Origin of the sequence: Hydrogenophaga sp. PAMC20947 (assembly GCF_004795855.1) — a bacterium.
Lineage (GTDB): Bacteria > Pseudomonadota > Gammaproteobacteria > Burkholderiales > Burkholderiaceae_C > Hydrogenophaga.
Genome location: NZ_CP039252.1, coordinates 2,704,323 through 2,729,739, shown reverse-complemented (window position 1 = coordinate 2,729,739; position 25,417 = coordinate 2,704,323). Strand labels below are relative to the sequence as shown.

23 protein-coding genes are annotated in these 25,417 nt (G+C 58.9%); all 23 read left to right on the top strand.

Annotated features, from left to right (window positions below):
- Positions 1 to 2: 2 nt before the first annotated feature.
- On the top strand, positions 3 to 2,117 hold the full coding sequence (locus E5678_RS12315) for a type IV pilus secretin PilQ (protein ID WP_247597029.1): 2,115 nt from the start codon (positions 3 to 5) through the stop codon (positions 2,115 to 2,117).
- A gap of 17 nt (positions 2,118 to 2,134) precedes the next feature.
- The gene (locus tag E5678_RS12310; protein ID WP_136178798.1) at positions 2,135 to 2,539 is read left to right on the top strand and encodes a hypothetical protein; all 405 of its coding nucleotides are present in this window, start codon (positions 2,135 to 2,137) and stop codon (positions 2,537 to 2,539) included.
- Positions 2,540 to 2,564: 25 nt separating this feature from the next.
- Positions 2,565 to 3,125, top strand: a complete 561-nt coding sequence (locus tag E5678_RS22640; protein WP_136178797.1) for a shikimate kinase — start codon at positions 2,565 to 2,567, stop codon at positions 3,123 to 3,125.
- Positions 3,126 to 3,173: 48 nt separating this feature from the next.
- Positions 3,174 to 4,295, top strand: a complete 1,122-nt coding sequence (gene aroB, locus E5678_RS12300; RefSeq protein WP_136178796.1) for a 3-dehydroquinate synthase — start codon at positions 3,174 to 3,176, stop codon at positions 4,293 to 4,295.
- Between the two features lie 4 nt (positions 4,296 to 4,299).
- The gene (locus E5678_RS12295; protein WP_136178795.1) at positions 4,300 to 5,463 is read left to right on the top strand and encodes a deoxyguanosinetriphosphate triphosphohydrolase; all 1,164 of its coding nucleotides are present in this window, start codon (positions 4,300 to 4,302) and stop codon (positions 5,461 to 5,463) included.
- Positions 5,460 to 6,677 carry an MFS transporter gene (locus E5678_RS12290; RefSeq protein ID WP_136178794.1) on the top strand — a complete coding sequence of 406 codons (1,218 nt, stop codon included), beginning with the start codon at positions 5,460 to 5,462 and terminating at the stop codon, positions 6,675 to 6,677. The genes E5678_RS12295 and E5678_RS12290 overlap by 4 nt, the downstream gene beginning before the upstream one ends.
- A gap of 199 nt (positions 6,678 to 6,876) precedes the next feature.
- On the top strand, positions 6,877 to 7,581 hold the full coding sequence (locus tag E5678_RS12285) for a transposase (protein ID WP_136178793.1): 705 nt from the start codon (positions 6,877 to 6,879) through the stop codon (positions 7,579 to 7,581).
- 196 nt (positions 7,582 to 7,777) lie between these two features.
- A complete protein-coding gene (locus E5678_RS12280) occupies positions 7,778 to 12,508 on the top strand; it encodes a glutamate synthase-related protein (RefSeq protein ID WP_136178792.1) in 4,731 nt (1,576 codons plus the stop codon).
- 28 nt (positions 12,509 to 12,536) lie between these two features.
- Positions 12,537 to 14,003, top strand: coding sequence for a glutamate synthase subunit beta (locus tag E5678_RS12275; protein WP_136178791.1), 1,467 nt, complete (start codon positions 12,537 to 12,539; stop codon positions 14,001 to 14,003).
- Between the two features lie 207 nt (positions 14,004 to 14,210).
- A complete protein-coding gene (locus tag E5678_RS12270) occupies positions 14,211 to 15,026 on the top strand; it encodes an ATP-binding cassette domain-containing protein (protein ID WP_210731906.1) in 816 nt (271 codons plus the stop codon).
- A complete protein-coding gene (mlaE, locus tag E5678_RS12265) occupies positions 15,023 to 15,802 on the top strand; it encodes a lipid asymmetry maintenance ABC transporter permease subunit MlaE (RefSeq protein WP_136178789.1) in 780 nt (259 codons plus the stop codon). The genes E5678_RS12270 and mlaE overlap by 4 nt, the downstream gene beginning before the upstream one ends.
- 19 nt (positions 15,803 to 15,821) lie before the next feature.
- Entirely contained in the window at positions 15,822 to 16,301 is a 480-nt protein-coding gene (gene mlaD, locus E5678_RS12260; RefSeq protein ID WP_136178788.1) for an outer membrane lipid asymmetry maintenance protein MlaD, read from the top strand.
- Positions 16,302 to 16,374: 73 nt separating this feature from the next.
- The gene (locus tag E5678_RS12255) at positions 16,375 to 17,115 is read left to right on the top strand and encodes a VacJ family lipoprotein (RefSeq protein WP_136178787.1); all 741 of its coding nucleotides are present in this window, start codon (positions 16,375 to 16,377) and stop codon (positions 17,113 to 17,115) included.
- 133 nt (positions 17,116 to 17,248) lie between these two features.
- On the top strand, positions 17,249 to 17,878 hold the full coding sequence (locus E5678_RS12250; RefSeq protein ID WP_247596761.1) for an ABC transporter substrate-binding protein: 630 nt from the start codon (positions 17,249 to 17,251) through the stop codon (positions 17,876 to 17,878).
- Positions 17,879 to 17,889: 11 nt separating this feature from the next.
- On the top strand, positions 17,890 to 18,183 hold the full coding sequence (locus E5678_RS12245) for an STAS domain-containing protein (protein ID WP_136178786.1): 294 nt from the start codon (positions 17,890 to 17,892) through the stop codon (positions 18,181 to 18,183).
- A 121-nt stretch (positions 18,184 to 18,304) separates the two neighbouring features.
- Complete coding sequence (locus E5678_RS12240) at positions 18,305 to 19,240, top strand: ABC transporter ATP-binding protein (RefSeq protein ID WP_136178785.1); 936 nt, start codon at positions 18,305 to 18,307, stop codon at positions 19,238 to 19,240.
- Complete coding sequence (locus E5678_RS12235) at positions 19,237 to 19,992, top strand: ABC transporter permease (RefSeq protein WP_136178784.1); 756 nt, start codon at positions 19,237 to 19,239, stop codon at positions 19,990 to 19,992. The genes E5678_RS12240 and E5678_RS12235 overlap by 4 nt, the downstream gene beginning before the upstream one ends.
- A gap of 38 nt (positions 19,993 to 20,030) precedes the next feature.
- Entirely contained in the window at positions 20,031 to 20,267 is a 237-nt protein-coding gene (locus E5678_RS12230) for a BolA family protein (protein ID WP_136178783.1), read from the top strand.
- Between the two features lie 141 nt (positions 20,268 to 20,408).
- On the top strand, positions 20,409 to 21,692 hold the full coding sequence (gene murA / locus E5678_RS12225) for a UDP-N-acetylglucosamine 1-carboxyvinyltransferase (protein WP_136178782.1): 1,284 nt from the start codon (positions 20,409 to 20,411) through the stop codon (positions 21,690 to 21,692).
- A gap of 4 nt (positions 21,693 to 21,696) precedes the next feature.
- Positions 21,697 to 22,353 (top strand): ATP phosphoribosyltransferase, encoded by a 657-nt coding sequence (gene hisG / locus E5678_RS12220; protein WP_136178781.1) that lies wholly within the window; start codon positions 21,697 to 21,699, stop codon positions 22,351 to 22,353.
- Positions 22,350 to 23,693 carry a histidinol dehydrogenase gene (gene hisD, locus E5678_RS12215; RefSeq protein WP_136178780.1) on the top strand — a complete coding sequence of 448 codons (1,344 nt, stop codon included), beginning with the start codon at positions 22,350 to 22,352 and terminating at the stop codon, positions 23,691 to 23,693. Before hisG ends, hisD begins: the two co-directional genes overlap by 4 nt.
- Entirely contained in the window at positions 23,694 to 24,782 is a 1,089-nt protein-coding gene (hisC, locus tag E5678_RS12210; RefSeq protein WP_136178779.1) for a histidinol-phosphate transaminase, read from the top strand.
- On the top strand, positions 24,779 to 25,405 hold the full coding sequence (hisB, locus tag E5678_RS12205; protein WP_136178778.1) for an imidazoleglycerol-phosphate dehydratase HisB: 627 nt from the start codon (positions 24,779 to 24,781) through the stop codon (positions 25,403 to 25,405). Before hisC ends, hisB begins: the two co-directional genes overlap by 4 nt.
- The last annotated feature ends 12 nt before the right edge of the window (positions 25,406 to 25,417 follow it).

The window sequence follows — 25,417 nt, the reverse complement described above, 5'->3', positions numbered from 1 at the left end:
GAATGCGTCAACTATGTTTGGTGCTGGGTTTGTCGTTGGCTTCTTGGTCTGCCTTTGCGCAAAATGCTATTCAGACTTTGACCGGTAGCGTGCAGGGTGGATCTGAGGTGATTCGCATTGAAACGTCTGAGGCACTGACGGTTGCGCCGACTGGGTTTACCATTCAATCGCCAGCCCGCATTGCACTCGATTTTCCAGGCGTCATCAATGCCATGGGACGCAGCACCGTTGAGATCAATCAAGGGAATCTTCGCTCGGCCAATGTGGTTCAGGCAGGAGACCGCACACGGGTTGTGATCAACCTCAAGCAGCCGGCGGCCTATCAAGCCCGGCTGGAGGGGAAGACGGTGTTGCTGGTGATGGACCGTGTGGAGGTGACTTCGCAGAAACCTTCAGCTACAGCGATGTTTGCTGAAACGCAAAATCAGGGTACGGTGACGCTGAAAGATATCGACTTCCGGCTTGGTGCTGGCAACTCAGGTCGGGTTGTGGTCGATCTCGCAACGAGTCAGGTGGGCGTGGACATTCGCCAGCAGGGCAAGGACCTCGTGGTCGACTTCCTGCGGAGCTCCTTGCCAGAAGGTCTTCGTCGCAAGCTTGACGTGACTGACTTTGGCTCACCGGTTCAATCGATTGTGACGACCCAGGTCGGGGATCGGGTCCGCATGACGGTGACTCCAAAAGGCAATTGGGAGCACTCGGCATACCAAAGCGATAGTCAGTTTGTGCTTGAGGTGCGCGAGCGCAAGGTCGATGACTCCAAACTGACTCAAGGTCCGGGCTACAGCGGTGAGAAGCTGTCGTTGAATTTTCAGAACATCGAGATCCGCTCTTTGCTCCAGGTGATTGCCGATTTCACCAACTTCAACATTGTTACTTCAGACTCTGTGACCGGGGCGGTGACATTGCGTTTGAAAGACGTCCCTTGGGACCAGGCGTTGGACATCATTCTCCAGGCCAAAGGACTTGGGATGAGGAAGAGTGGCAACGTTCTCTGGATCGCGCCTCAAGACGAAATTGCGGCGAGGGAAAAGCAAGAACTGGAAGCCAAGGCTTCTCTGGAGACCTTGGAATCATTGCGAACCCAGAGCTTCCAGATGAATTATGCGAAAGCTGCCGATGTGGCCGCTCAGCTGACGGCTGGGGGGAATAGCACTTCCAGCGGCTCTTCGAGCGCTCGAATCCTGTCTGGGCGTGGGAGTGCAATAGCGGAATCGCGCACCAATCAGCTGTTCGTGACAGATGTTCCATCCAAGCTCGAACAGGTCCAGCAACTGATCTCCAAACTGGATATTCCGGTCAGACAGGTTTTGATAGAGGCTCGGATCGTTGAGGCCGATGACAGTTTTGGACGGTCCCTTGGCGTTCGCCTGGGTGGTAGTGATCTGCGTGGTGTGAGTGGAGGCGACGCGGGCTATGCGACCACAGGTGCAAACAGGGTTGCTTTTGGAGGCAGTTACGATGCCGTGTCCAGTACCACTGGGGAGTCGGCCAACACGCTCACCACAACCAACACCAGCTTTTTTAACCTCCCAGCAGTGGGATTTGGAAACGGCGTGAATCCAGCCGCTTTTGCTGTGTCGTTGTTCAGCTCAGCCGCCAATCGATTTCTCAATCTGGAGATCTCTGCTCTGGAAGCGGATGGCCGTGGAAAAATTGTGTCGAGTCCGCGGGTGGTCACTGCTGACCAGGTGAAGGCCTTGATTGAACAAGGTACCGAATACCCCTATCAGACGGCTACGTCCAGCGGAGCAACGGCAATCGCCTTTCGCAAGGCCAACCTCAAACTTGAAGTCACTCCTCAAATTACGCCTGAAGGAAGCATAATTCTGGATGTCGATATCAACAAAGACAGCCGTGGGGAGACAACCACTGCAGGTATCGCAATCAACACCAAGCACGTGCAAACACAGGTTCTTGTGGAAAACGGTGGCACGGTTGTGATTGGTGGTATTTTTTCTCAGACAGAAACCGAAGATGTCTCCAAGGTGCCCTTGCTCGGTGATATTCCGGTGCTCGGTAATTTGTTCAAGACGAAAACCACAGCCTCAGACAAATCTGAGCTCTTGATTTTTATTACTCCTCGGACCATTGGTGACCGTGGCATGGCTCGTTAATTTTGATGGAGTTGGGTATGAATATGTTTGTGCAATCGTTCCGTCGTTTGGCTCCACTGGCATTGGTGGCTCTGCTTGCTTCTTGTGGCGGTGGCGGAGGGGACGCAGGGGATTCGACGGAATTCGCGGTGGTTCCTGCCACGGTTTCATTCAAAGCAGGTGACGGAGACACCTCTTGCCAGTACACCAAAGGTACGCAGTTGACGTTTGCAATTGTAGGAGGCCAACCCCCCTACCGAATCGTGAATTCAGTGCCGCAGTATTTGCAGCTCGATCGAACCGAAGCGACTGGCAAAGACCCTCAGTTCAAAGTGACCACATTGACCGGATGTGGAGATCCATTGACGATTCTGATCCTTGACTACCATTCGCAATCGGCTTCGGTTGAAATTACCATCGAAAAAGGCGACGACGCTACTTGATTGATGCAAAGTATTTCATGATCCTATGATCTCTTTGGTTGGGCTGCCTGGCTCAGGAAAGTCGACTGTCGGTCGCCATCTGGCTCGACGCCTTGGTGTTTCTTTCCTGGACTCGGACGCGCTGATCGAAAAGGATCTGGGATGTGGGATACGAACTTTCTTTGAGCGGGAAGGGGAGTCTGCATTTCGGGCGGTCGAGGCACGGGTTCTTGCTGCGCTTCTTGAGACTTCCTCTTCTGTTTTGTCGACGGGAGGCGGGGCTGTTCTTTTGGCGGAGAACAGGCGCTTGCTTCGCGAACGATCGCATGTGGTCTATCTGCGTTCAACACCTGAAGAGCTCTTTCGCCGTCTTCGCCACGATCGGAATCGGCCGCTGCTACAGGTGGCCGATCCCTTGCAAAAGCTTCGTGTTTTGTTTGAAGAGCGAGACCCTTTGTACAGGGAGGTGGCTCATTTCACGATTGATACAGGCCGACCATCGGTTGCAACACTGGTCAACATGATCGCCATGCAACTGGAGTTGGCTGGCATTTGCTTGGTAGAGCGAAATGTTGCACACCAGCCGGGTGGATCTCCGCAGGAGTGATGCTCTCAGGGAGGAGGTTTGCCCTGATAGCCTCTACACTTGGTGGCTATGTCATCGAACTCTTCCAACTCCACAGAATCCTCGGTTCACATTGACCTCGGGAATCGTTCCTACGACATCCGAATCGGCTCGGGACTACTCCAACGGAGCGGTTCTTTTTTCGATTTGCCGCACGCGACCAGTGCCGTAGTGGTTTCCAATGAAACCATTGCGCCGCTCTACCTGGAACGTACGGCTGTCGCTTTGAAGCAGCACTTCTCTGCCGTGCATTCTGTGATCCTCCCAGATGGCGAGGTGTACAAAAACTGGGAGACTCTGAATGAGATCTTCGACCACCTTTTAGCGCAGCGTTGTGATCGCAAGACCGTTCTTTTCGCGTTGGGCGGGGGCGTGGTCGGGGATATGACCGGGTTTGCCGCCGCCAGCTATATGCGGGGCGTCCCTTTTGTCCAGTTGCCGACCACCTTGCTGGCACAGGTGGATTCTTCTGTGGGAGGTAAGACGGGCATCAACCATCCCCTGGGAAAAAACATGGTTGGCGCTTTCTACCAGCCGCAGCGCGTCATTTGCGATCTGGACACCCTGAAGACGCTGCCTTCACGTGAATTGAGCGCGGGCCTGTCCGAAGTGATCAAGTACGGCCCGATCTACGACATGGCCTTTCTTGACTGGGTCGAAGCCAACCTTGACGCCTTGAGGGCTTGCGACCCTGAGACGATGGCCTACGCCGTCCGACGCAGCTGCGAAATCAAGGCTGACGTGGTGAGCAAGGATGAGCGAGAAGGAGGTTTGCGTGCAATTCTCAATTTTGGGCACACTTTTGGTCACGCCATTGAAGCCGGCATGGGCTACGGTGCCTGGCTGCACGGCGAGGGTGTTGGCTGCGGCATGGTGATGGCTTCGGTGTTGTCGCAGAAGATGGGATTGGTGGAACAGGCCTTTGTGGACCGGATCACCCGCATCGTCAAGCGCGCCGGCCTGCCCACCGTGGCGCCCGTGCTCGATGCCCAAGACAACGTGGGCCGTTACATGGAACTGATGCGCGTGGACAAAAAGGCCGATGCAGGGCAGATTCAGTTCGTGGTGGTCGATGGACGGGGTACAGCGCACGTGAGACCGGCGCCCGACGCCTTGGTGGCTGAAGTTATCAACACTTGTTGTGCTGGCTGAGGCCATGTTGGCGCCTTATGCCTGCCAGGCCCGCCAGAGCCGGGGGCGGCGATTTCCTGAAGCTGATGCGCCCACGCGCTCGGTCTACCAGCGCGACCGCGACCGTATCGTGCACAGCACGGCCTTTCGCCGCCTGGTCTATAAAACGCAGGTGTTCCTGAACCATGAAGGCGACTTGTTTCGAACCCGACTCACCCATTCATTGGAGGTGGCACAGCTCGCCCGCAGCATCGCACGCACCCTGCGGCTGAATGAAGATCTGGTGGAGGCGGTGGCGCTGGCGCACGACCTCGGTCACACCCCCTTTGGCCATGCCGGACAGGATGCGCTCAACGGCTGCTTGAAAGCGCTTGGGCCACAAGGGGATGACCCGGCCACTGCTGTGATCGTGGGCTTTGAGCACAACCTCCAGAGCCTTCGTGTGGTGGACCGGCTGGAGGTACGCTACCCCAACTTTGACGGCCTCAACCTCACTTTTGAAACCCGCGAAGGTATCTTGAAGCATTGTTCACGTGGCGACGCAGAACGGCTTGCGCTGGTCGATGCCTCGGGCGTGGCGCAGCGGTTTCTGGTTGGCGGGTCACCGTCACTGGAAGCTCAGCTGTGCAACCTTGCTGACGAGATTGCCTACAACGCTCACGACATCGACGACGGTGTGCGATCGGGCTTGTTGACACTGGATCAAATGGCTGAAGTTCCTTTGTTCGAGCGCTTTCGCCAGCAGGCATTGCGGTCACACCCTCAACTGGGCGGGCGCCGTTTGCTGTTTGAGTCGATACGCCTGATGTTGAGCCAGCAGGTGTACGACGTGATCGACACCACGGGTGAGCGAATTGCCGATTCTGGCATTCAGAGCCTAGACGATGTTCGGCAGAGCAAGTCGCTGGTGGCATTTTCCGACACCATGCGCGCTGAATCGTCCGAGCTCAAGCGGTTCCTGTTCCGCAACCTGTATCGCCATCCTCAAGTCACTGAGACCACAGAGCGCGCTGCCGTGGTGGTGCGGGACTTGTTTGCCTTCTTGATGGCTCATCCGGAAGAAATTGGCGAAGAGCGCACTGCCACCTCCAGTCTGCCCCGCGCGGTGGCCGACTATATCGCCGGCATGACCGACCGGTTCGCCATCCGCGAACACGAGCGGCTTTGCGGTACCGTCTTGTTCCCATGAACAAATGGTCCCCTACCGATCCTGCCGAAGCCCAGTCCCAGCGGGTGGCCTGGGTGGTATTGGGCGTGGGGGTGAGTTCCGCGCTGCACATTGGGAAGTTGCCCGTGGCGATTCCCGTGTTGCAGGATGCCCTGGGTGTGAGTCTGGTTCAAGCGGGATTCCTGTTGTCCATGGTGCAGCTGGCGGGCATGTCCTTGGGGTTGTTGGTGGGCCTGGGAGCAGACCGATTCGGGCCGCGGCGCATCATGCAAATCGGGTTGTGGTTGTTGGCGATGGCCAGTGCTCTGGGCGCGGTGACACATCAGGTGCAATGGCTGCTGGCGTCGCGTGCGCTGGAAGGCTTGGGGTTTTTGCTGTCGGTCCTGCCGGCGCCTGCGCTGTTGCGCCAGCGTGTGGCGCACCCGCAGACGTTGTCCAAAGCGTTGGGCTGGTGGGGTGCCTATATGCCACTGGGCACTGCGATCGCTTTACTGGCCGGCACTGAGGTGATGGACAGGGTCGGCTGGCGCGGCGCTTGGCTGGTGTTGTCGGGCGTGTCTCTGGTGGCCTGGGCTGTGTTGACATGGGCGGTGCGACCCCGTTTGAGCAGCCATGCCCGCGCAGCGCTTGCGCCGCTCGGCCCGCGCCTGCGCCGCACGCTCTCTGCGCCCGGCCCCTGGCTGGTTGCCTTGGGCTTCTTCTTGTATTCAGGCCAGTGGCTGGCCGTGATTGGATTTCTGCCCACGGTCTACCAGCAAGCGGGCTACACCGGTGGCTGGGTAGCCGTGCTGACCGCATTGGCCGCTGGGGTCAACATCGTGGGCAATGTGATGGCGGGTCACTTGCTTGCCCGGGGTGTGGGGCCCGGGCGGTTGATGAGCGTGGCGTACGGGGTGATGGGCATGGGCGCCCTGCTTGCGTTTGCGGGGGACACGCCGCCCACTGTGGCCTATCTCGCCGTGTTGCTGTTCTCGGGCGTCGGGGGGCTGATCCCGGGCACCCTGTTTGGCGCCTCGGTGCGTCTCGCGCCAGACAACGATACCGTGTCGACGACCGTCGGCTGGATGCAGCAGCTCTCGGCGCTGGGGCAGTTCCTCGGTCCGCCTGCTGTGGCATGGCTGGCGTCCCTCGTAGGCAATTGGCATTGGACTGGCGTGGCGACAGGTGCTTGTTCAATGCTGGGGTTCTGGGTGGCGTCACGGGTACAGCTGGCCTGGGATGGGATGAAAAGCTGAAGGGGGGGCTGATCAGCCCGATGCCATGCTTCAGCTCTCAACACTGGGCCATGGACCACCGGGCTGGAGGAATAGGACGGCACCGGGCATAGGTGGTTTCTTCCGTATCGACCCAGCGCCTGCCGGGCGCTCAGCATACAGGGGGGTAGGGCTGCATAATTGGGGTCAGATTCATGCCTTTGCCGATTGATCAATACCCATGGCCCGACTCCCTCGTCTGAGCATCCCCGGCTTTTCCCACCACGTTATCCAGCGTGGAAACAACCAGCAGGCCATCTTCCAGACCGAAGCCGATCGTCAGCGTATGCTGGATCTCTTGCTGGAACACTCTGCGAAGAACAACGTTGCCATCCACGCCTACGTGTTGATGGACAACCATTTCCATCTCCTTGCCACACCCGAAACCATTGAAGGTCTGCCCGGCATGATGCAAGCGGTCGGCCGAAGCTATGTCCGCTATTTCAATGACCGTGTGGGGCGCACAGGCACCCTGTGGGAAGGGCGCTACCACTCGACGGTGATCGATGCCGAGCGTTACTTGCTGTCTTGTATGGCCTACATGGACCTCAATCCTGTGCGCGCCAATATGGTGCGTTCCCCGCTGGAATACCGCTGGTCAAGCCATGCGCACTACGTTGGGCAGGCCACTGACAAACTGGTGACGCCACACCCACGGGTCTGGGCCATGGGCAATACGCCATTCGCCCGCGAAGCCGCATATGAGAAATGGGTGCAAGCTGGTGTGAGCGCCAGTGAGCAAAAGGCTCTGACCGAATCCACCTTGAGGGGTTGGGCGTTGGGCGGCGAGGGATTTCTGGCGGCGTTGCAGGCGCACACTCCTCGGCGTTTGCGCCAAATATCGCCGGGCAGACCGGCTTCGACACCCAACAAAACCGCATCCTAAAGCAGCCTTTTTCGACACTGATCCGGGTAAACCATTCAGTCTTCAATCTGTCCCTAATTTATAAGACGATCAATTTTTGCGGAAACAATTGGGGTCAGACCCCAATTGTTGTGCTTGGCACCATTGTTGCAATGCACTATGCTCCTCATCCGCAACGCATATATCCCGTATTCGAACCCCAAAATAAGGAAGTGCCATGACCACGGCTGCCGAACTGCAACATCTCCAGGAAAACGGTCTGTACGACCCCGCGAACGAGCACGACGCCTGTGGCGTCGGCTTTGTAGCCCATATCAAGGGTGAGAAGAGCCACGCTATCGTGTCTCAGGCACTCAAGATTCTGGAGAACCTGGACCACCGGGGTGCAGTGGGTGCAGACAAGCTGATGGGTGACGGCGCTGGCTTGCTGATCCAGATCCCGGACGCGCTGTACCGAGAAGAGTTTGCAGCGAAAGGCGTCAAGTTGCCCCCTTTGGGGGAATATGGCGTGGGCATGTTGTTCCTTCCCAAAGAACACGCCTCACGCATGGCTGTCGAGCAGGAGATGGAGCGCGCGATTGCCGCCGAGGGCCAGGTTTTGCTGGGATGGCGCGATGTACCGGTGAACCGCGACATGCCCATGTCGCCGAGCGTGCGCAAGAAAGAACCCATCATTCGCCAGGTGTTCATCGGGCGCGGCAACGATGTGATCGTGCAGGACGCGTTGGAGCGCAAGCTTTATGTGATCCGCAAGACCTGCAGCGGCAATGTGCAGCGCCTGAAGCTGACGCACAGCAAAGAATATTACGTGGTCAGCATGAGCAGCCGCACGGTGGTTTACAAAGGCCTGTTGCTGGCCGACCAGGTGGGCACCTACTTCACCGATCTGACTGACTCCCGCTGCGTTTCCGCGCTCGGACTGGTTCACCAGCGGTTCTCGACCAATACCTTCCCTGAGTGGCCGCTGGCCCATCCCTATCGCTATGTGGCGCATAACGGCGAGATCAACACCGTCAAGGGCAACTACAACTGGATGAAGGCGCGGGAGGGCGTGATGAAGTCGCCGGTGCTGGGGGACGACCTGAAGAAGCTGTACCCGATCAGCTTTGCTGGCCAGTCCGACACCGCCACGTTTGACAACGTGCTCGAGCTCATGACCATGGCCGGCTACCCCTTGGCTCAGGCGATGATGATGATGATTCCCGAGCCTTGGGAAAACCACGCCACCATGGACCCGCGCCGCAAGGCTTTCTATGAGTACCACGCCGCGATGATGGAGCCATGGGATGGCCCGGCTTCCATCGTGTTCACCGACGGTCGTCAAATCGGCGCCACGCTGGACCGCAACGGCTTGCGCCCTTCGCGCTACTGTGTGACCGACGACGATTTCGTGATCATGGGTTCGGAGTCGGGCGTGTTGCCCATTCCAGAGCACAAGATTGTGCGCAAGTGGCGCCTGCAGCCTGGCAAGATGTTCCTGATCGACCTGGAGCAGGGTCGCATGATCGACGATGAGGAACTGAAATCCAATCTCGCCAACAGCAAGCCCTACAAGCAGTGGATCGACAACCTCCGCGTCAAACTAGACGATGTAGATGGCCCCGCCACGGCTGAACCGCTGCCCAGCGAGGTATCGTTGCTTGACCGTCAGCAAGCTTTTGGCACTACCCAGGAAGACATCAAGTTCCTGCTGGCGCCCATGGCCTCCGCCGGTGAAGAGGCCCTGGGATCGATGGGCAACGACAGCCCGCTGGCTGTGTTGTCGGACAAAAACAAGCCGCTGTTCAACTACTTCAAGCAGCTGTTCGCGCAAGTGACCAACCCGCCAATCGATCCTATTCGCGAGGCGATAGTGATGTCACTGGTGTCCTTCATCGGCCCAAAACCGAACTTGCTGGACATCAACCAGGTCAACCCACCGATGCGTTTGGAGGTGAGCCAGCCTGTGCTGGACTTCGCCGACATGGCCAAGTTGCGCAACATCGAAGCCTTCACAGAGGGCAAGTTCCGCAGCCATGTACTCGACATTACCTACCCTTTGAGCTGGGGCCGAGAGGGCGTGGAAGCCAAGTTGGCATCTCTGTGCGCCGAAGCGGTGGATGCGATCAAGGGCGGAAAGAACATTTTGATCGTGAGCGACCGCAAAGTCTCCGCGACCCAGGTGGCGATTCCGGCGCTGCTGGCCTTGTCCGCGATTCACCAGCACCTGGTGCGCGAAGGCTTGCGCACCACGGCAGGGCTGGTTGTCGAGACGGGGACCGCACGGGAAGTCCATCATTTCGCGGTGCTCGCCGGTTACGGCGCCGAGGCGGTTCACCCCTACCTCGCCATGGAAGCCTTGGCCAAAATGCACAAGGATCTACCGGGCGATCTGAGTGCCGAAAAGGCGATCTACAACTATGTGAAGGCCATTGGCAAAGGTTTGTCGAAGATCATGTCCAAGATGGGCGTGTCGACCTACATGTCGTACTGTGGTGCACAACTGTTCGAGGCCATTGGTCTGAACACCGACACCATCAGCAAATACTTCACCGGCACCCCCAGCCGTGTACAAGGTATTGGCGTGTTCCAGATTGCTGAAGAAGCCATCCGCATGCACAATGCCGCGTTCGGTGATGACCCTGTGCTGGAAAACATGCTTGACGCAGGCGGTGAATACGCTTGGCGTACGCGCGGTGAAGAGCACATGTGGACGCCCGACGCCATTGCCAAGCTGCAGCACAGCGCACGGTCCAACAACTGGAACACCTACAAGGAATACGCTCAGATCATCAACGACCAAAGCCGTCGCCACATGACATTGCGCGGCCTGTTCGAATTCAAGATCGAGCCCAGCAAGGCCATTGCCATTGATGAAGTCGAGTCCGCGAAGGAGATCGTCAAGCGCTTTGCAACCGGTGCGATGTCGCTCGGATCGATCTCGACCGAGGCGCACTCCACGCTGGCCGTGGCCATGAACCGCATCGGTGGCAAGAGCAACACCGGCGAAGGCGGGGAAGACGCCAAGCGCTACCGCAACGAGCTCAAGGGCATCCCGATCAAGCAAGGCCAGACCATGTCTGATCTGCTGGGCAAGGATGTCTTTGAAGTGGACTACGTGTTGCAAGAGGGCGACTCCATGCGCTCGCGCATCAAGCAGGTGGCCTCGGGCCGATTTGGCGTGACCGCAGAATACCTCAACAGCGCCGATCAGATCCAGATCAAGATGGCTCAGGGCGCCAAGCCTGGCGAGGGCGGTCAACTGCCTGGCGGCAAGGTCTCGGAATACATCGGAAAGCTGCGCCACAGCGTGCCGGGCGTGGGCCTGATCAGCCCGCCACCGCACCACGACATTTATTCGATTGAAGACTTGGCGCAACTGATCCACGACCTGAAGAACGTGGCGCCACACAGTTCAATCAGCGTGAAACTGGTGTCGGAAATTGGTGTGGGCACCATCGCTACGGGCGTGGCCAAGTGCAAGGCTGATCACGTGGTGATCGCGGGCCACGATGGCGGCACGGGTGCTTCGCCCTGGTCGTCGATCAAGCACGCCGGTAGCCCTTGGGAGATCGGTCTGGCCGAGACGCAGCAAACGCTGGTGCTCAACCGCCTGCGCAGCCGCATCCGCGTGCAGGCCGACGGTCAGATGAAGACCGGTCGTGATGTCGTGATTGGTGCGCTGCTGGGTGCTGACGAGTTCGGTTTCGCCACCGCTCCGCTGGTGGTCGAAGGCTGCATCATGATGCGCAAGTGCCACCTCAACACCTGCCCCGTGGGGGTGGCGACACAAGACCCCGAGCTGCGCAAGAAATTCACTGGCAAGCCTGAGCATGTGGTGAACTATTTCTTCTTCATCGCCGAGGAAGCACGCCAGATCATGGCCCAGCTGGGTATTCGCACGTTCGACGAACTGATTGGCCGCGCCGACTTGCTCGATATGCGCCAGGGCATCGATCACTGGAAGGCCAAGGGCCTGGATTTCAGCCGCCTGCTGGCCACGCCCAATGTGCCGGCCGATGTGCCGCGCTACCACACCGAAACCCAGGATCATGGACTGGAGAAGGCGCTGGACCAGGTGTTGATCGCCAAGTCGCGAGCTGCGATCGACAAAGGCGAGCGGGTCAAGTTCCTGGAAGCAACACGCAATGTGAACCGCTCGGTCGGCGCCATGCTGTCTGGTGCAGTCACCAAGGTGCACCCAGAGGGTCTGCCTGACGACACCATCCACATCCAGCTGGAAGGCACGGGTGGTCAGTCGTTCGGCGCGTTCTTGACGAATGGCATCACGCTGTACCTGATTGGCGATGCCAACGACTACACCGGCAAAGGGCTTTCGGGCGGTCGTGTGGTGGTGCGTCCCAGCATCGACTTCCGCGGAGAGTCGGCACGCAACATCATTGTGGGCAATACCGTGATGTACGGCGCGACCTCCGGGGAAGCCTATTTCAGCGGCGTGGCAGGTGAACGCTTCGCTGTGCGCCTGTCGGGTGCCACTGCGGTGGTGGAGGGCACCGGCGACCACGGTTGTGAATACATGACCGGCGGCACCGTCGCCGTGTTGGGGAAAACCGGGCGCAACTTTGCCGCTGGCATGAGCGGTGGCGTGGCTTACATCTATGACCAGGATGGCAATTTTGCCGAGCGCTGCAACACGGCCATGGTCAGCATCGACAAGGTGTTGACCACGGCGGAACAGACGGCCAAACAAGACCGTGCCATCTGGCACCGTGACCAGACCGATGAAGCGCAACTCAAGAAGCTGCTTGAAGACCACAACCGTTGGACAGGCAGCAAGCGTGCGCGCGAATTGCTCGACAACTGGGCGCAGTCTCGCGAGAAGTTCGTGAAGGTGTTTCCGAATGAGTACAAGCGTGCTTTGGGCGAAATCCACGCGCGCAAAGAAGCGGCCGAGGTGACCACCAAGGCCCAGGCAACCGCCAAGAAAAAGACGGCTCCGGCCAAATAAAGCGCAGAGCTAGAAAAGGACACACATCATGGGAAAAGTCACTGGCTTCATGGAATACGAGCGTCTGGAAGAGGGTTACAAGCCTGTACCCGAGCGCTTGAAAGACTACAAAGAATTCGTCATCGGTCTGGACGATGGAAAGGCCAAGATTCAGGCTGCGCGCTGCATGGACTGCGGGACACCGTTCTGCAACAACGGCTGCCCGGTCAACAACATCATTCCTGACTTCAACGACCTGGTTTACCAGGGCGATTGGCTAAACGCGATCGCCGTGCTGCACAGCACCAACAACTTCCCCGAGTTCACCGGCCGCATCTGCCCTGCGCCTTGTGAGGCGGCTTGCACGCTCAATGTCAACGACGATGCCGTCGGTATCAAGAGCATCGAGCACGCCATCATTGACCGTGCCTGGGCCGAAGGCTGGGTCAAGCCCATGCCGGCCAAGATCAAGACCGGCAAAAAAGTGGCGGTGGTGGGTTCGGGCCCGGCCGGCATGGCCGCAGCGCAACAATTGGCACGCGCAGGCCACGACGTCACGCTGTTCGAAAAGAACGACCGTGTGGGCGGCTTGTTGCGCTACGGCATCCCTGACTTCAAGATGGAGAAGAGCCACATCGATCGCCGTGTTGAGCAGATGCAGGCCGAGGGCGTGGTCATCAAGACCAGCGTGCTGGTGGGGGTGATGCCTAAAGACAGCAAAGTAGTCAATTGGGCCAGTGAAACCATCAGCCCCGAGCAGTTGAAGAAGGACTTCGACGCTGTGGTGCTGACCGGTGGGTCAGAAGAGAGCCGCGATTTGCCCGTGCCCGGACGCGATCTGGACGGCATTCATTTCGCCATGGAGTTCCTGCCCCAGCAAAACAAGGTCAATGCTGGCGACAAACTGAAGAACCAGTTGCGCGCCGAAGGCAAACACGTCATCGTGATCGGCGGCGGCGATACCGGCAGCGATTGTGTGGGCACCAGCAATCGCCACGGCGCCGCGAGCGTGACCCAGTTTGAAGTCATGCCCCAGCCGCCAGAAGAGGAGAACAAACCTTTGGTGTGGCCTTACTGGCCGCTCAAGCTGCGCACCAGCTCCAGCCACGAAGAAGGGTGCATGCGCGAGTTTGCCATTTCCACCAAGGCCTTCACCGGCAGCAAGGGCAAGGTCACTGGATTGACCACGGTGCAGGTGGAGTTTAAAGACGGCAAGTTGACCGAAATACCGGGTACGGAAAAAGAATACAAAGCCGATCTGGTCTTGCTGGCCATGGGATTTGTGAACCCGGTCGCCACTGTGCTGGATGCTTTTGGTATCGACAAAGATGGTCGCGGCAATGCCAAAGCCACCACCGATTTCACCGGTGGTTACGCTACCAGCGTGGACAAGGTGTTCGCGGCTGGCGACATGCGCCGAGGTCAGAGTCTGGTTGTCTGGGCGATCCGTGAAGGCCGCCAGGCCGCGCGTTCGGTGGATGAGTTCCTGATGGGATTTTCAGATCTGCCACGCTGAATCCTCCAGAATCAGCGGGCCTATTCGCCATGATTCTGAGGGAGGGCGATGCCGCAGTCGTGCGGCATCACCCTCTTTTTTTCTACCAGCGATTGTGTGCAAACGATGGCCGCATGCACAAGTCCGGGCTGGGTGGGGGTTGATTCAGCCGGGTTGGAACTCGGGGTATTCCCCCATGCGACAATGCGCGATTGAACACAGATGCCCATGAGTGACAAACCCTTTATCGAAATCGACCATGTGACCTTTGGCTACGACAGCCGGCGGATCATACTGAACGATGTCTCGCTGCAATTCGCGCGGGGCAAAGTCACGGCCGTCCTGGGTGGCTCAGGCTGTGGAAAGACGACGCTGTTGCGACTGATCGGCGGTGTTCATGCGACCAACAGTGGTCGTGTGGTGTTTGATGGCGAGGTTATCGACACCAGCAACAAGCAACAACTCTTTCGACTGCGTCGGCGATTGGGCATGCTGTTTCAGTTTGGTGCGTTGTTCACCGATTTGACGGTGTTTGACAACGTGGCATTTCCGCTTCGCGAGATGACCGAGTTGCCCGAAGACCTCATCCGCAACATCGTGCTTATGAAGCTCAATGCGGTGGGCTTGCGTGGCGCGGCAGGCCTTCGCATCAGTGAGGTGTCGGGCGGTATGGCCCGGCGCATCGCCTTGGCGCGTGCCATCGCACTGGATCCTGAACTGATCATGTACGACGAGCCATTTGCGGGCCTTGACCTGGTTTCCATGGGTGTGGCCGCCAAGTTGATCCGCACCCTGACCGACGTGACGGGAGCGACCACGCTGTTGATTTCTCACGATATTCCACAGTGCATGGCGATCAGTGATGCGGTGATCCTGATGGCGTCGGGTGGCCGTATCGTGGCCCAGGGCACGCCAGCTGAACTGATGGCCAGTGACGATCCGGAGACGCGGCAGTTTGTGCGCGGTGAGCCTGATGGACCCGTGAAATTTCACTACCCGGCACCGTCGCTGGAAGAAGACTTCGGAGCGAGGACGTCGGCATGAACTTTTTCCAACGGTTGGGCCGGCGCACATTGGACACGCTGGCAGACTGGGGCCATGGTGCGGTGTTTTTTGTTGAGTTGCTTCTTGCGCTGCCGGCCTCGTTGCGCCGATTCGGGCTGGTTGTGACGCAGATCCATGCCATTGGCAACCGTTCGCTGGTCATCATTCTGGCCTCCGGTCTCTCGGTAGGCTTTGTGTTGGCGTTGCAGATGTATTACGCGCTGGTGACTTACGGCGCCGCTGAGTCGCTGGGTTTGATTGTGAATTTGTCTTTGGTCCGCGAGCTGGGGCCAGTGGTAACAGCTTTGCTGTTTGCAGGTCGGGCGGGCACTTCGCTGACCGCTGAAATCGGCCTGATGAAGGCGGGTGAGCAGATCGCGGCCATGGAGCTGATGGCGATTGATCCCCGTACCCGGGTGTTGGCCCCCAGATTCCTGGCCGGCATTGTTTCAATGCCTTTGCTCGCTGCGTTGTTTTCCGCCATCGGAATTTTGGGCGCCTACGTGGTGGCCGTGGGTCTGATCGGGATCGATGCCGGCAACTTCTGGTCTATCCAGCAAAACGGTGTCGACGTCTGGCGCGATGTGGGCAACGGCTTCGTCAAAAGTGTCGTATTTGGGGTGATCTGCACTGCGGTGGCCCTCTACCAGGGGTTTGAAACCGAAGCGACCCCTGAAGGCGTGGCCTACGCTACAACGCGGACTGTGGTCACCGCCTCGCTGGGCGTACTGGCGATGGACTTTATTCTCACGGCGTGGATGTTTTCAGCGCCCTGATTTCCCTTGTGGAGCTCTTATGAACAAAAAAAGCATTGAAATTTTTGTCGGTCTTTTTGTGGCCTTGGGTGCCGTGGGCCTGCTGTTCCTCGCTTTGAAGGCCGCCAACCTGGGCAGCTTTTCGGGCGCAGGCGATACCTACACCTTGACTGCGAAGTTCGACAACATCGGCGGGCTCAAAGCGCGTGCGCCGGTGCGCTCCGCGGGTGTGGATGTGGGTCGGGTCACCAGCATCACGTTGGATTCGGTGACTTACCAGGGGTTGGTCACTCTTGATGTCGCCAAGGGGGTCGAGTTTCCCCGAGATTCCTCGGCCAAAATTTTGACGGCCGGCTTGCTGGGCGATCAGTACATTGGACTCGTGGCGGGTGGAGATATTGAGAACCTGAAGGCAGGCGATGTCATCACGCGCACCCAGTCTGCCATTGTGTTGGAAAATCTGATTGGACAGTTCCTCTTCAGCAAGGCCGCTGATGGCGGCAGTGCCAAGAGCGAATGAAGTCAAAATTGCCAGCCGTGGGCGCCCATGGACCTGACCAGGCCAGGCCAGATTTTGGAACGGGAGTTTATCCATGAAACACGGTTATTTTCCTATTCCTGGAGCGCGGCGAGGGCGCCATTTGGCTATTTCATTGCTGGTTGTTGGGCTGGCGGGCTGTGCCACGGGGCCCGATGCCAACCCTCGGGATCCCTGGGAGCCTTTCAATCGCGACGTCACCCGTTTTAATGATGCCGTGGACGGTGCGCTGCTCAAGCCTGTGGCCACGGTTTACCGGGACGTGACACCCGATCCGGTTCGAACCTATGTCGCCAACTTCTTTGGCAACCTCAACGATGCTTGGTCCTTCGTAAACGCCTCGCTCCAGTTGCGTCCGAAAGAAGCTTCACAAAATTTCCTGCGCGTTTCGGTGAACTCCATTTTTGGCGTGCTGGGCCTGGTCGACATCGCTTCAGAGATGGGGATCGAGCGCACCTCACTCGATTTCGGGCAAACGCTGGGGCGCTGGGGTGTTCCTTCGGGACCCTACCTTGTATTGCCCATTTTTGGACCCTCGTCGGTTCGGGATGCCGCAGGTTTTACCATTGAATCGAAGGGCGACCTGGTGCAGGGGCTGTCCAATATTCCGGCCCGAAATTCCCTTTACGCCTTGCGCGCAGTGGAGACGCGCGCCAATCTGTTGCGCGCCACTTCCATGCTGGAAGCTGCGGCTCTCGACAAGTACAGCTTCACGCGGGATATCTACCTGCAGCGGCGCGAAAACCAGATCGAGGATCTGAAGGAAAAAGGCATCGGCTTGAAGAATGCGCGCTGAGCGTGGCTCTACAAGACGATACGAAACAATTACACAAGCGATACAAAACTGGTGGACTGTGGCTTTACAGTGGCAGTCTCAACCCAAGGCGACTCGCACCATTCAGGTGTCTCGCCCACAGAAGGAAAATAAAATGATTCAACGCCGCCAATGGATGTCCGCCCTCGTGATCGTGAGTGCCGCCCTGATCAGCCCCATGACCTTTGCCGCCGACGAGGCGCCCGATGCCTTGGTGCAGCGCGTGTCTGGGCAGGTGATGGACACCATCAAAGCCGATGCTGCCATTCAGGGTGGAGATGTCGGGCGAATCGTGACCTTGGTCGATACCAAGATCATGCCCCACGTGAATTTCTCCCGAATGACGTCATCTGCCGTTGGCAGGTTCTGGCGGCAGGCGACGCCTGAGCAACAAAAAGCCTTGCAGGCCGAGTTCAAGCTGTTGCTGGTGCGCACCTATGCGGGCGCATTGGGTGAGGTGAAGGACCAGTCCTTGTCGTTCCGTCCTTCCCGTTTCCGCCCAGAGGACACCGACGTGGTGGTGCGCTCTGAGGTGCGGGGCCGAGGCGAGCCGATCCAGCTGGACTACCGCCTTGAGAAGACCAGTGAGGGTTGGAAAATCTATGATTTGAATGTGCTTGGAATCTGGCTGGTGGATACCTATCGCAGCCAGTTTGCCCAAGAAATCAACAGCAAGGGCATCGATGGCCTGATTGCGACCTTGGCTCAGCGCAACAAAGCGGCGGCCGCGGCCAAAGCTGGCTGAAGATGAAAACCATGGCTGCTGTTGATACGTCAGATTCCTTTGTCCGACTCCCTGAGCGTGTCACGTTGCAGGAGGCGGTGCAGGTGCTGGACGAGCTCAACCAGGCCTTGGCCAAGTTGCCCGGAGCACAAGTGACCCTGGATGCCAGTGGTTTACAGGTCTTTGACACGTCGGCCGTAGCGGTCTTGCTGACATTGCGCAGCAACTTGCTGGCTCAAGGCAAGAAGCTCAGCGTTGATGGCTGGCCGCAGCGCCTGGCCGATTTGGTCAAGCTGTATGGTGTGAGCGAGCTGCTGGCGGCTTGAATCAGCGGTTCTAGCCCTTGCTCGGGCGGTCTTTCGCGGACCCGCTTAAAATGTCAGGTTCGCCACCCATCGAGCAGATGTCCTGCCCCAGGTGGCGTGCCCCGAGGTCCAGCGCCCCTTCATGCCAGCCGTCTCGTTTCAACACGTCTCCAAAACCTACGCCACGCCCAGCGGTGAACTGCACGCTCTGAAGTCTGTGTCTTTCGACATCGAGCAGGGTGAGTTCTTTGGCTTGCTCGGGCCCAACGGGGCTGGTAAGACAACGTTGATCAGCGTACTCGCTGGCCTGGCGAAGGCCACCGGTGGTGTTGCCCGCGTGCAGGGCCATGATGTTCAAACCGACTACCAGGCCGCACGTCGCGCCTTGGGGGTGGTGCCGCAGGAGCTGGTCTTCGACCCGTTCTTCACTGTGCGCGAGGCGCTCCGCTTCCAGTCGGGTTATTTTGGCATTCAAAAGAATGGTGCGTGGATCGATGAGCTCTTGCACAGCCTGGGTCTGACCGACAAAGCGACCGCCAACATGCGCCAGCTCTCGGGGGGCATGAAGCGCCGCGTGCTGGTGGCGCTGGCGCTGGTGCACAAACCTCAAGTGATCGTTCTCGACGAGCCCACGGCGGGCGTCGATGTCGAGCTGCGGCAAACGCTGTGGCAATTCGTTTCCCAGCTCAACAAGCAGGGCAGCACGGTGCTGCTGACCACCCATTACCTGGAAGAAGCAGAAGCGCTGTGTGGCCGCCTTGCCTTGCTCAACCGCGGTGAGGTGGTGGCGCTGGACCGCACTTCGGAATTGCTCAAGAGAGCTGCTTCCAATATTTTGCGTTTCAAAACCGATGACGTCTTGCCGGCCGATCTGGCCGCTCAAGCGCGGATCACGGGCCGAGTGGTGCAGTTGCCCGCCAACGATGCCTTGGCCGTCGAGCGCATCCTGACGAAAGTGCGCGAGGCAGGAGCCACCGCAGACGACATTGAAATACGGAAGGCCGACCTGGAAGACGTGTTCCTGGAGCTGATTCAGGGCAGCAACGCGGCGCTCAAAAAACAAGGAACGGCGGAATGAACGGTTGGCAAATGCTGTTTTACAAGGAAATCCTGCGTTTCTGGAAAGTAGGATTCCAAACTGTGGCCGCGCCGGTGATCACGGCCATTCTTTACATGATGATCTTTGGCCATGTGCTTGAGGGCCGGGTTGAGGTGTACGAGTCGGTCAGCTACACCGCCTTTCTGTTGCCGGGTCTGGTGATGATGAGTGTTTTGCAAAACGCGTTTGCCAACAGCAGCAGCTCACTGATCCAGAGCAAGGTGATGGGCAACTTGGTGTTTCTACAGCTCACGCCGTTGTCCCATCGCGCCTGGTTTGTGGCCTACGTTGGGTCGTCGGTGGTGCGTGGGCTGGCCGTGGGAGCGGGAGTGATGCTGGTGACCTGGTGGTTCGCTCGCCCGCCATTTGCAGCACCTGTCTGGATTCTCGTGTTTGGATTCATGGGCGCAGCCTTGCTGGGTGGCCTGGGCCTGATCGCGGGTCTGTGGGCCGAGAAATTTGATCAAATGGCGGCGTTTCAAAACTTCATCATCATGCCCATGACGTTTTTATCGGGCGTGTTCTACTCAATTCATTCACTGCCAGAGATTTGGCAGCGTGTGAGCCATCTCAATCCGTTCTTCTACATGATCGACGGTTTTCGCTATGGCTTTTTTGGCGTGAGCGATGTGTCGCCGTGGATCAGCCTGATTTTGGTGGGCGGTGCACTGGCTGTGGTGAGTGCCATCGGATTGCATTTGCTGCGCACGGGCTACAAGACCCGCCACTGAGCTGAAAACGTCCAACCGTTTGTTAATTGTTTATTGTTATGACCGCTGAAGAACTCCAATCGCTCATCGCTGCAGGCCTGCCCTGTGACCACATCGAAGTCTCCGGCGATGGCCGGCATTGGTCTGCCGTGATCGTGTCTCCGGCCTTTGAAGGCTTGCGATTGATTGCGCGCCATAAAAAGGTTTACGACACGCTGGGCGCAAGGATCAAGACCGATGAGGTGCACGCCTTGTCCATGAAGACCCACACTCCCGCCGAATGGCAAAACAAATAGCGTCCCCCCGCGCCGCTTCGCGCCATCCCCCAGAGGGCGTCGCTGGCAGCCCGGCAGAGCCGGTTCTGCGGCGACCTGGCTGAGAGCGGTATCTGGGATGCCAATTGAGCAGCGTTCCGCCGACAACTGAAAGAATTCTCCATGGACAAACTGCAAATCACTGGCGGCCACCCTCTCAATGGCGAGGTGGTCATTTCTGGTGCCAAGAACGCGGCGCTGCCCGAAATGTGCGCCACCCTGCTGACCGACGAGCCTGTGCGCTTGCTCAACGTTCCCCGTTTGCAAGACGTGGCCACGATGCGCCGCTTGCTCGACAACATGGGTGTCAAGACGGAAACCCACGGAGACCGCGGTGGCATGTCCTTCCACGCCGCTGATCCGATCTTGGCTGAGGCGCCCTACGAGCTGGTGAAGACCATGCGCGCTTCGGTGCTCGTGTTGGGGCCGTTGCTGGCACGTTTTGGCCATGCCAAGGTGTCCCTGCCAGGGGGGTGCGCCATTGGTTCCCGTCCAGTGGACCAGCACCTTAAAGGCCTGCAGGCCATGGGTGCCGAGATCGATGTGGAACACGGCTACATGGTGGCGCGACTGGGGGGTGGACGTAAACGCCTGCAAGGCGCACGCATTGCGACCGACATGGTGACCGTGACCGGGACAGAGAACTTCCTCATGGCCGCTGCATTGGCACAGGGTGAAACGGTGCTGGAAAATGCCGCCCAGGAACCCGAGATCCCCGATCTTGCCGAGATGCTGATCGCCATGGGCGCGAAGATTGAGGGCCACGGCACCAGTCGCATCCACATTCAGGGTGTGGATCGCTTGCACGGATGCACCCACCAGGTGGTGGCCGATCGCATCGAAGCGGGCACCTTCCTGTGCGCCGTAGCCGCAACCGGCGGCGATGTGATTCTGCGCCATGCGCGTATGGATCACATGGATGCCGTGGTGGACAAGCTGCGCGAAGCGGGCGCCGAAGTGGAGGCAGGGCAGAACGAGGATGGGCCCTTTGTCCGCGTGCGGGCATCGGGTCGCCTCAAAGCCCAGACCTTCCGCACGACCGAGTACCCGGGCTTCCCCACCGACATGCAAGCCCAGTTCATGGTGCTCAACTGCATCGCGGAAGGTACAGCCAAGGTCACCGAGACCATCTTCGAAAACCGCTTCATGCACGTCAATGAGCTGGTGCGGTTGGGTGCTCACATCCAGACCGATGGCAAGATCGCTGTGGTGGAGGGCGTGGCCAAGCTGTCTGGCGCGACCGTCATGGCGACCGACCTTCGCGCGTCTGCGAGCCTGGTGATTGCGGGCCTGGTGGCCGACGGTGAAACGGTGGTGGACCGTATCTACCATCTGGACCGAGGCTACGACCAGATGGAAGAAAAGCTGCGCAGCATTGGCGCACAGATCAATCGCGTCAAAGGATGAAGGCATGATCACGCTCGCACTCTCCAAGGGCCGCATTTTTGAAGAAACCCTGCCTTTGCTGGCAGCGGCAGGTATTGAAGTACTGGAAGATCCCGACAAATCGCGCAAGCTGATATTGCCCACCAACCAACCGGGTGTTCGGGTGGTGCTGGTGCGGGCCACCGATGTACCCACCTATGTGGAGCACGGTGGCGCTGATGTGGGGGTCACTGGCAAAGACACACTGATTGAGCATGGCGGACAAGGCTTGTACCAACCGTTGGATCTTGAGATCGCGAAATGCCGCATGAGCGTGGCCGTGCGCGCTGATTTTGACTACGCAACGGCGGTGCGCCAGGGTTCTCGGCTTCGGGTGGCCACCAAATACACCGCCATTGCGCGCGAGTTCTTCGCCAGCAAGGGTGTGCACGTTGACTTGATCAAGCTGTATGGCAGCATGGAGCTTGCACCACTCACCGGCTTGGCCGATGCCATTGTGGATCTGGTGTCCACGGGCAACACCCTCAAGGCCAACCATCTGGTCGAAGTCGAGCGCATCATGGACATCAGCTCCCGCCTGGTCGTCAACCAGGCTGCGCTCAAACTCAAGCAGGCGGCGATTCGCCCCATTCTTGACGCTTTCTCCCGAGCCATTGCCAAGACCTCCACTGCCTCGACATGAGCCTCTCTGCCAAGCCCCTTCGCCTGTCCACCGTCGCTCCCGATTTTGAGGAGCAGTTTTCGGCCAAGTTGCATTGGTCCGCTGAGGTCGATGGTGCGATCGAGCAGCGGGTGGCCGATATCCTGGTCGACGTCCAGCAGCGTGGTGATGCCGCAGTGCTGGAGTACACGGCCCGGTTCGACAGTTTGGTGCGAGACGGCGTTGAGGCACTCGAGCTTACTCAGGCGGAGCTCAAGGCGGCGTTTGAGGGTTTGCCCCCTGCGCAGCGCAACGCACTGGTAGCCGCTGCGAGCCGGGTTCGCTCCTACCATGAGGCCCAGAAAAAAGCCTCTGGTGAAAGCTGGAGCTATCGAGACGAAGACGGCACCTTGCTGGGTCAAAAGGTCACTCCGCTGGACCGCGTGGGCATTTATGTTCCTGGGGGCAAGGCAGCGTATCCGTCCAGTGTGTTGATGAACGCGATTCCTGCCCATGTGGCCGGTGTACCCGAGATCATCATGGTCGTGCCCACCCCGCGCGGCGAGAAGAACATGCTGGTGCTTGCGGCAGCGTACGTGGCAGGCGTGTCGCGGGCGTTCACCATCGGCGGCGCCCAGGCGGTGGCCGCCTTGGCATTCGGCACGGTGACGGTTCCCAAAGTAGACAAGATCACAGGCCCTGGCAATGCCTATGTGGCCAGCGCCAAAAAACGCGTGTTTGGCACGGTTGGTATCGACATGATTGCGGGTCCGAGCGAAATTCTGGTCCTGGCCGATGGCAGCACGCCCGCCGAATGGGTGGCCATGGATTTGTTCAGCCAGGCCGAACACGACGAACTGGCGCAAAGCATCCTGTTGTGCCCCGATGAGGCCTACCTGGACGCCGTACAAGCCGAGATGGACCGACTCCTCCCTGCAATGCCTCGTGCGGCCATCATCGCCAAAAGCCTCAACGATCGCGGGGCGCTGATCCACACCCGTGACATGGCCGAGGCTTGCGCCCTCAGCAACCGTATTGCGCCCGAGCATCTGGAGGTTTCCAGTGCCGAACCGCACCGGTGGGAGCCGTTGCTCAAACACGCGGGGGCTATTTTTCTGGGCGCTTACACCAGTGAAAGTCTGGGTGACTACTGCGCAGGCCCCAACCATGTCTTGCCCACCAGCGGCACGGCGCGGTTTTCGTCGCCCTTGGGGGTGTACGATTTTCAGAAGCGCAGCAGCCTGATCGAAGTCAGTGCCGCAGGGGCTCAGACCTTGGGGCTCATCGCCGCTGAGCTCGCCTACGGAGAAGGTCTGCAAGCCCACGCCCGGGCCGCCGAACTGCGATTGAACGAAGTCCCTGCCATGCGAGGTGAAAAATAAATGTTGAACAGCCCCACGAGATTCATCCGCCAAGACGTCCAGTCCATGCACGCCTACGCGATTCAGAACGCGGAGGGGATGGTCAAGCTCGACGCGATGGAGAACCCCTTCACCTTGTCATCTGCGCTTCAGGCTGAATTGGGCGCACGTTTGGGCGCGGTTGCGATCAACCGCTACCCAGGTGCCCGAGTCGAAGACTTGAAAAAGGCCTTGGCCGCCTATGTGAACCTGCCAGAAGGGTATGCCCTGATGGTGGGAAACGGCTCTGACGAGTTGATTTCCCTGCTGGCCATGGCCTGTGATGTGCCGGGTGCCTCCATCTTGGCGCCTATGCCCGGCTTTGTCATGTATGCCGTGGCCGCACAACTGCAGGGTCTGGCTTTTCACGGCGTTCCACTGACGGCCGAGTTTGAGCTGGATGAGGCCGCCATGTTGGCCACCATGCACCAACATCAACCCGCCATCACCTACATCGCCTACCCCAACAACCCCACCGCCAATCTTTGGGATGCCGCCGTGATCCGTCGGCTGATCCAGGAGGCAGCCACCTTCGGAGGCTTGGTGGTGATGGATGAGGCTTACCAGCCGTTCTCAAGCCACAGCTGGCTCGATGAAATTCGTGCCCATCCGGCCGCCAATGCCCATGTGTTGCTGATGCGCACGTTGTCCAAGTTTGGTCTGGCTGGAGTGCGTCTGGGCTACCTGGTCGGGCCGGCCGCATTGGTACAGGAAGTGGACAAGCTGCGCCCACCCTACAACGTCAGTGTGCTCAATGCCGAGTGCGCTTTGTTTGCTTTGGAGCATGCCGGCGTGTTTGCCCAACAGGCCGCCCAGATTCGAGAGCAGCGCGCCGTGTTGACGGACGCGCTGATGAACAATCCCGGCGTGACGGTCTTCGCCAGCGATGCCAACATGGTGCTGATACGTGTGCCGGATGCACAACGGTGCTTCGATGCCCTTAAAGCCGACGGCATTCTGGTCAAGAATGTTTCTAAAATGCACCCACTGCTGGGCGAATGCCTGCGTTTGACGGTGGGCACACCCGCAGAAAACGCGTTACTGATTCAAGCCCTGCAGAAAACCCTATGACTTCCCCGTCCCCAGCTTCTTCCCCGGCCGCGATCGACCGCGTGGCCCAAGTCCAGCGCGACACCTCGGAAACCCAGATCGGCGTGCGCGTCAATCTGGACGGCACGGGCGTTGCCAACCTGTCTACCGGCATCGGGTTTTTTGACCACATGCTCGATCAGATCGCTCGCCACGGCCTCATCGACCTCGATATCCAGGCCAAGGGCGATCTGCACATCGATGGCCACCACACGGTTGAAGACGTGGGCATTGCGCTGGGGCAGGCCTTTGCAAAAGCGGTGGGCGACAAAAAAGGCATCCGACGCTACGGTCACGCCTACGTACCACTGGACGAAGCCTTGTCCCGGGTGGTGATCGATTTCTCCGGTCGACCCGGATTGCACATGCGCGTGCCTTTCAAAAGCGGCATGGTTGGCCAGTTCGACACCCAACTCGCTTTCGAATTCTTTCAGGGCTTTGTGAACCACGCCGGCGTGACCCTGCACATCGACAACCTGCACGGCGAGAATGCTCACCATCAGGCAGAAACCGTCTTCAAGGCCTTCGCCCGGGCTTTGCGCATGGCGCTGGAGCGCGATCCGCGTATGGGTGATCTGATTCCCTCCACCAAAGGCTCGCTCTGAGTTCCCACTGCT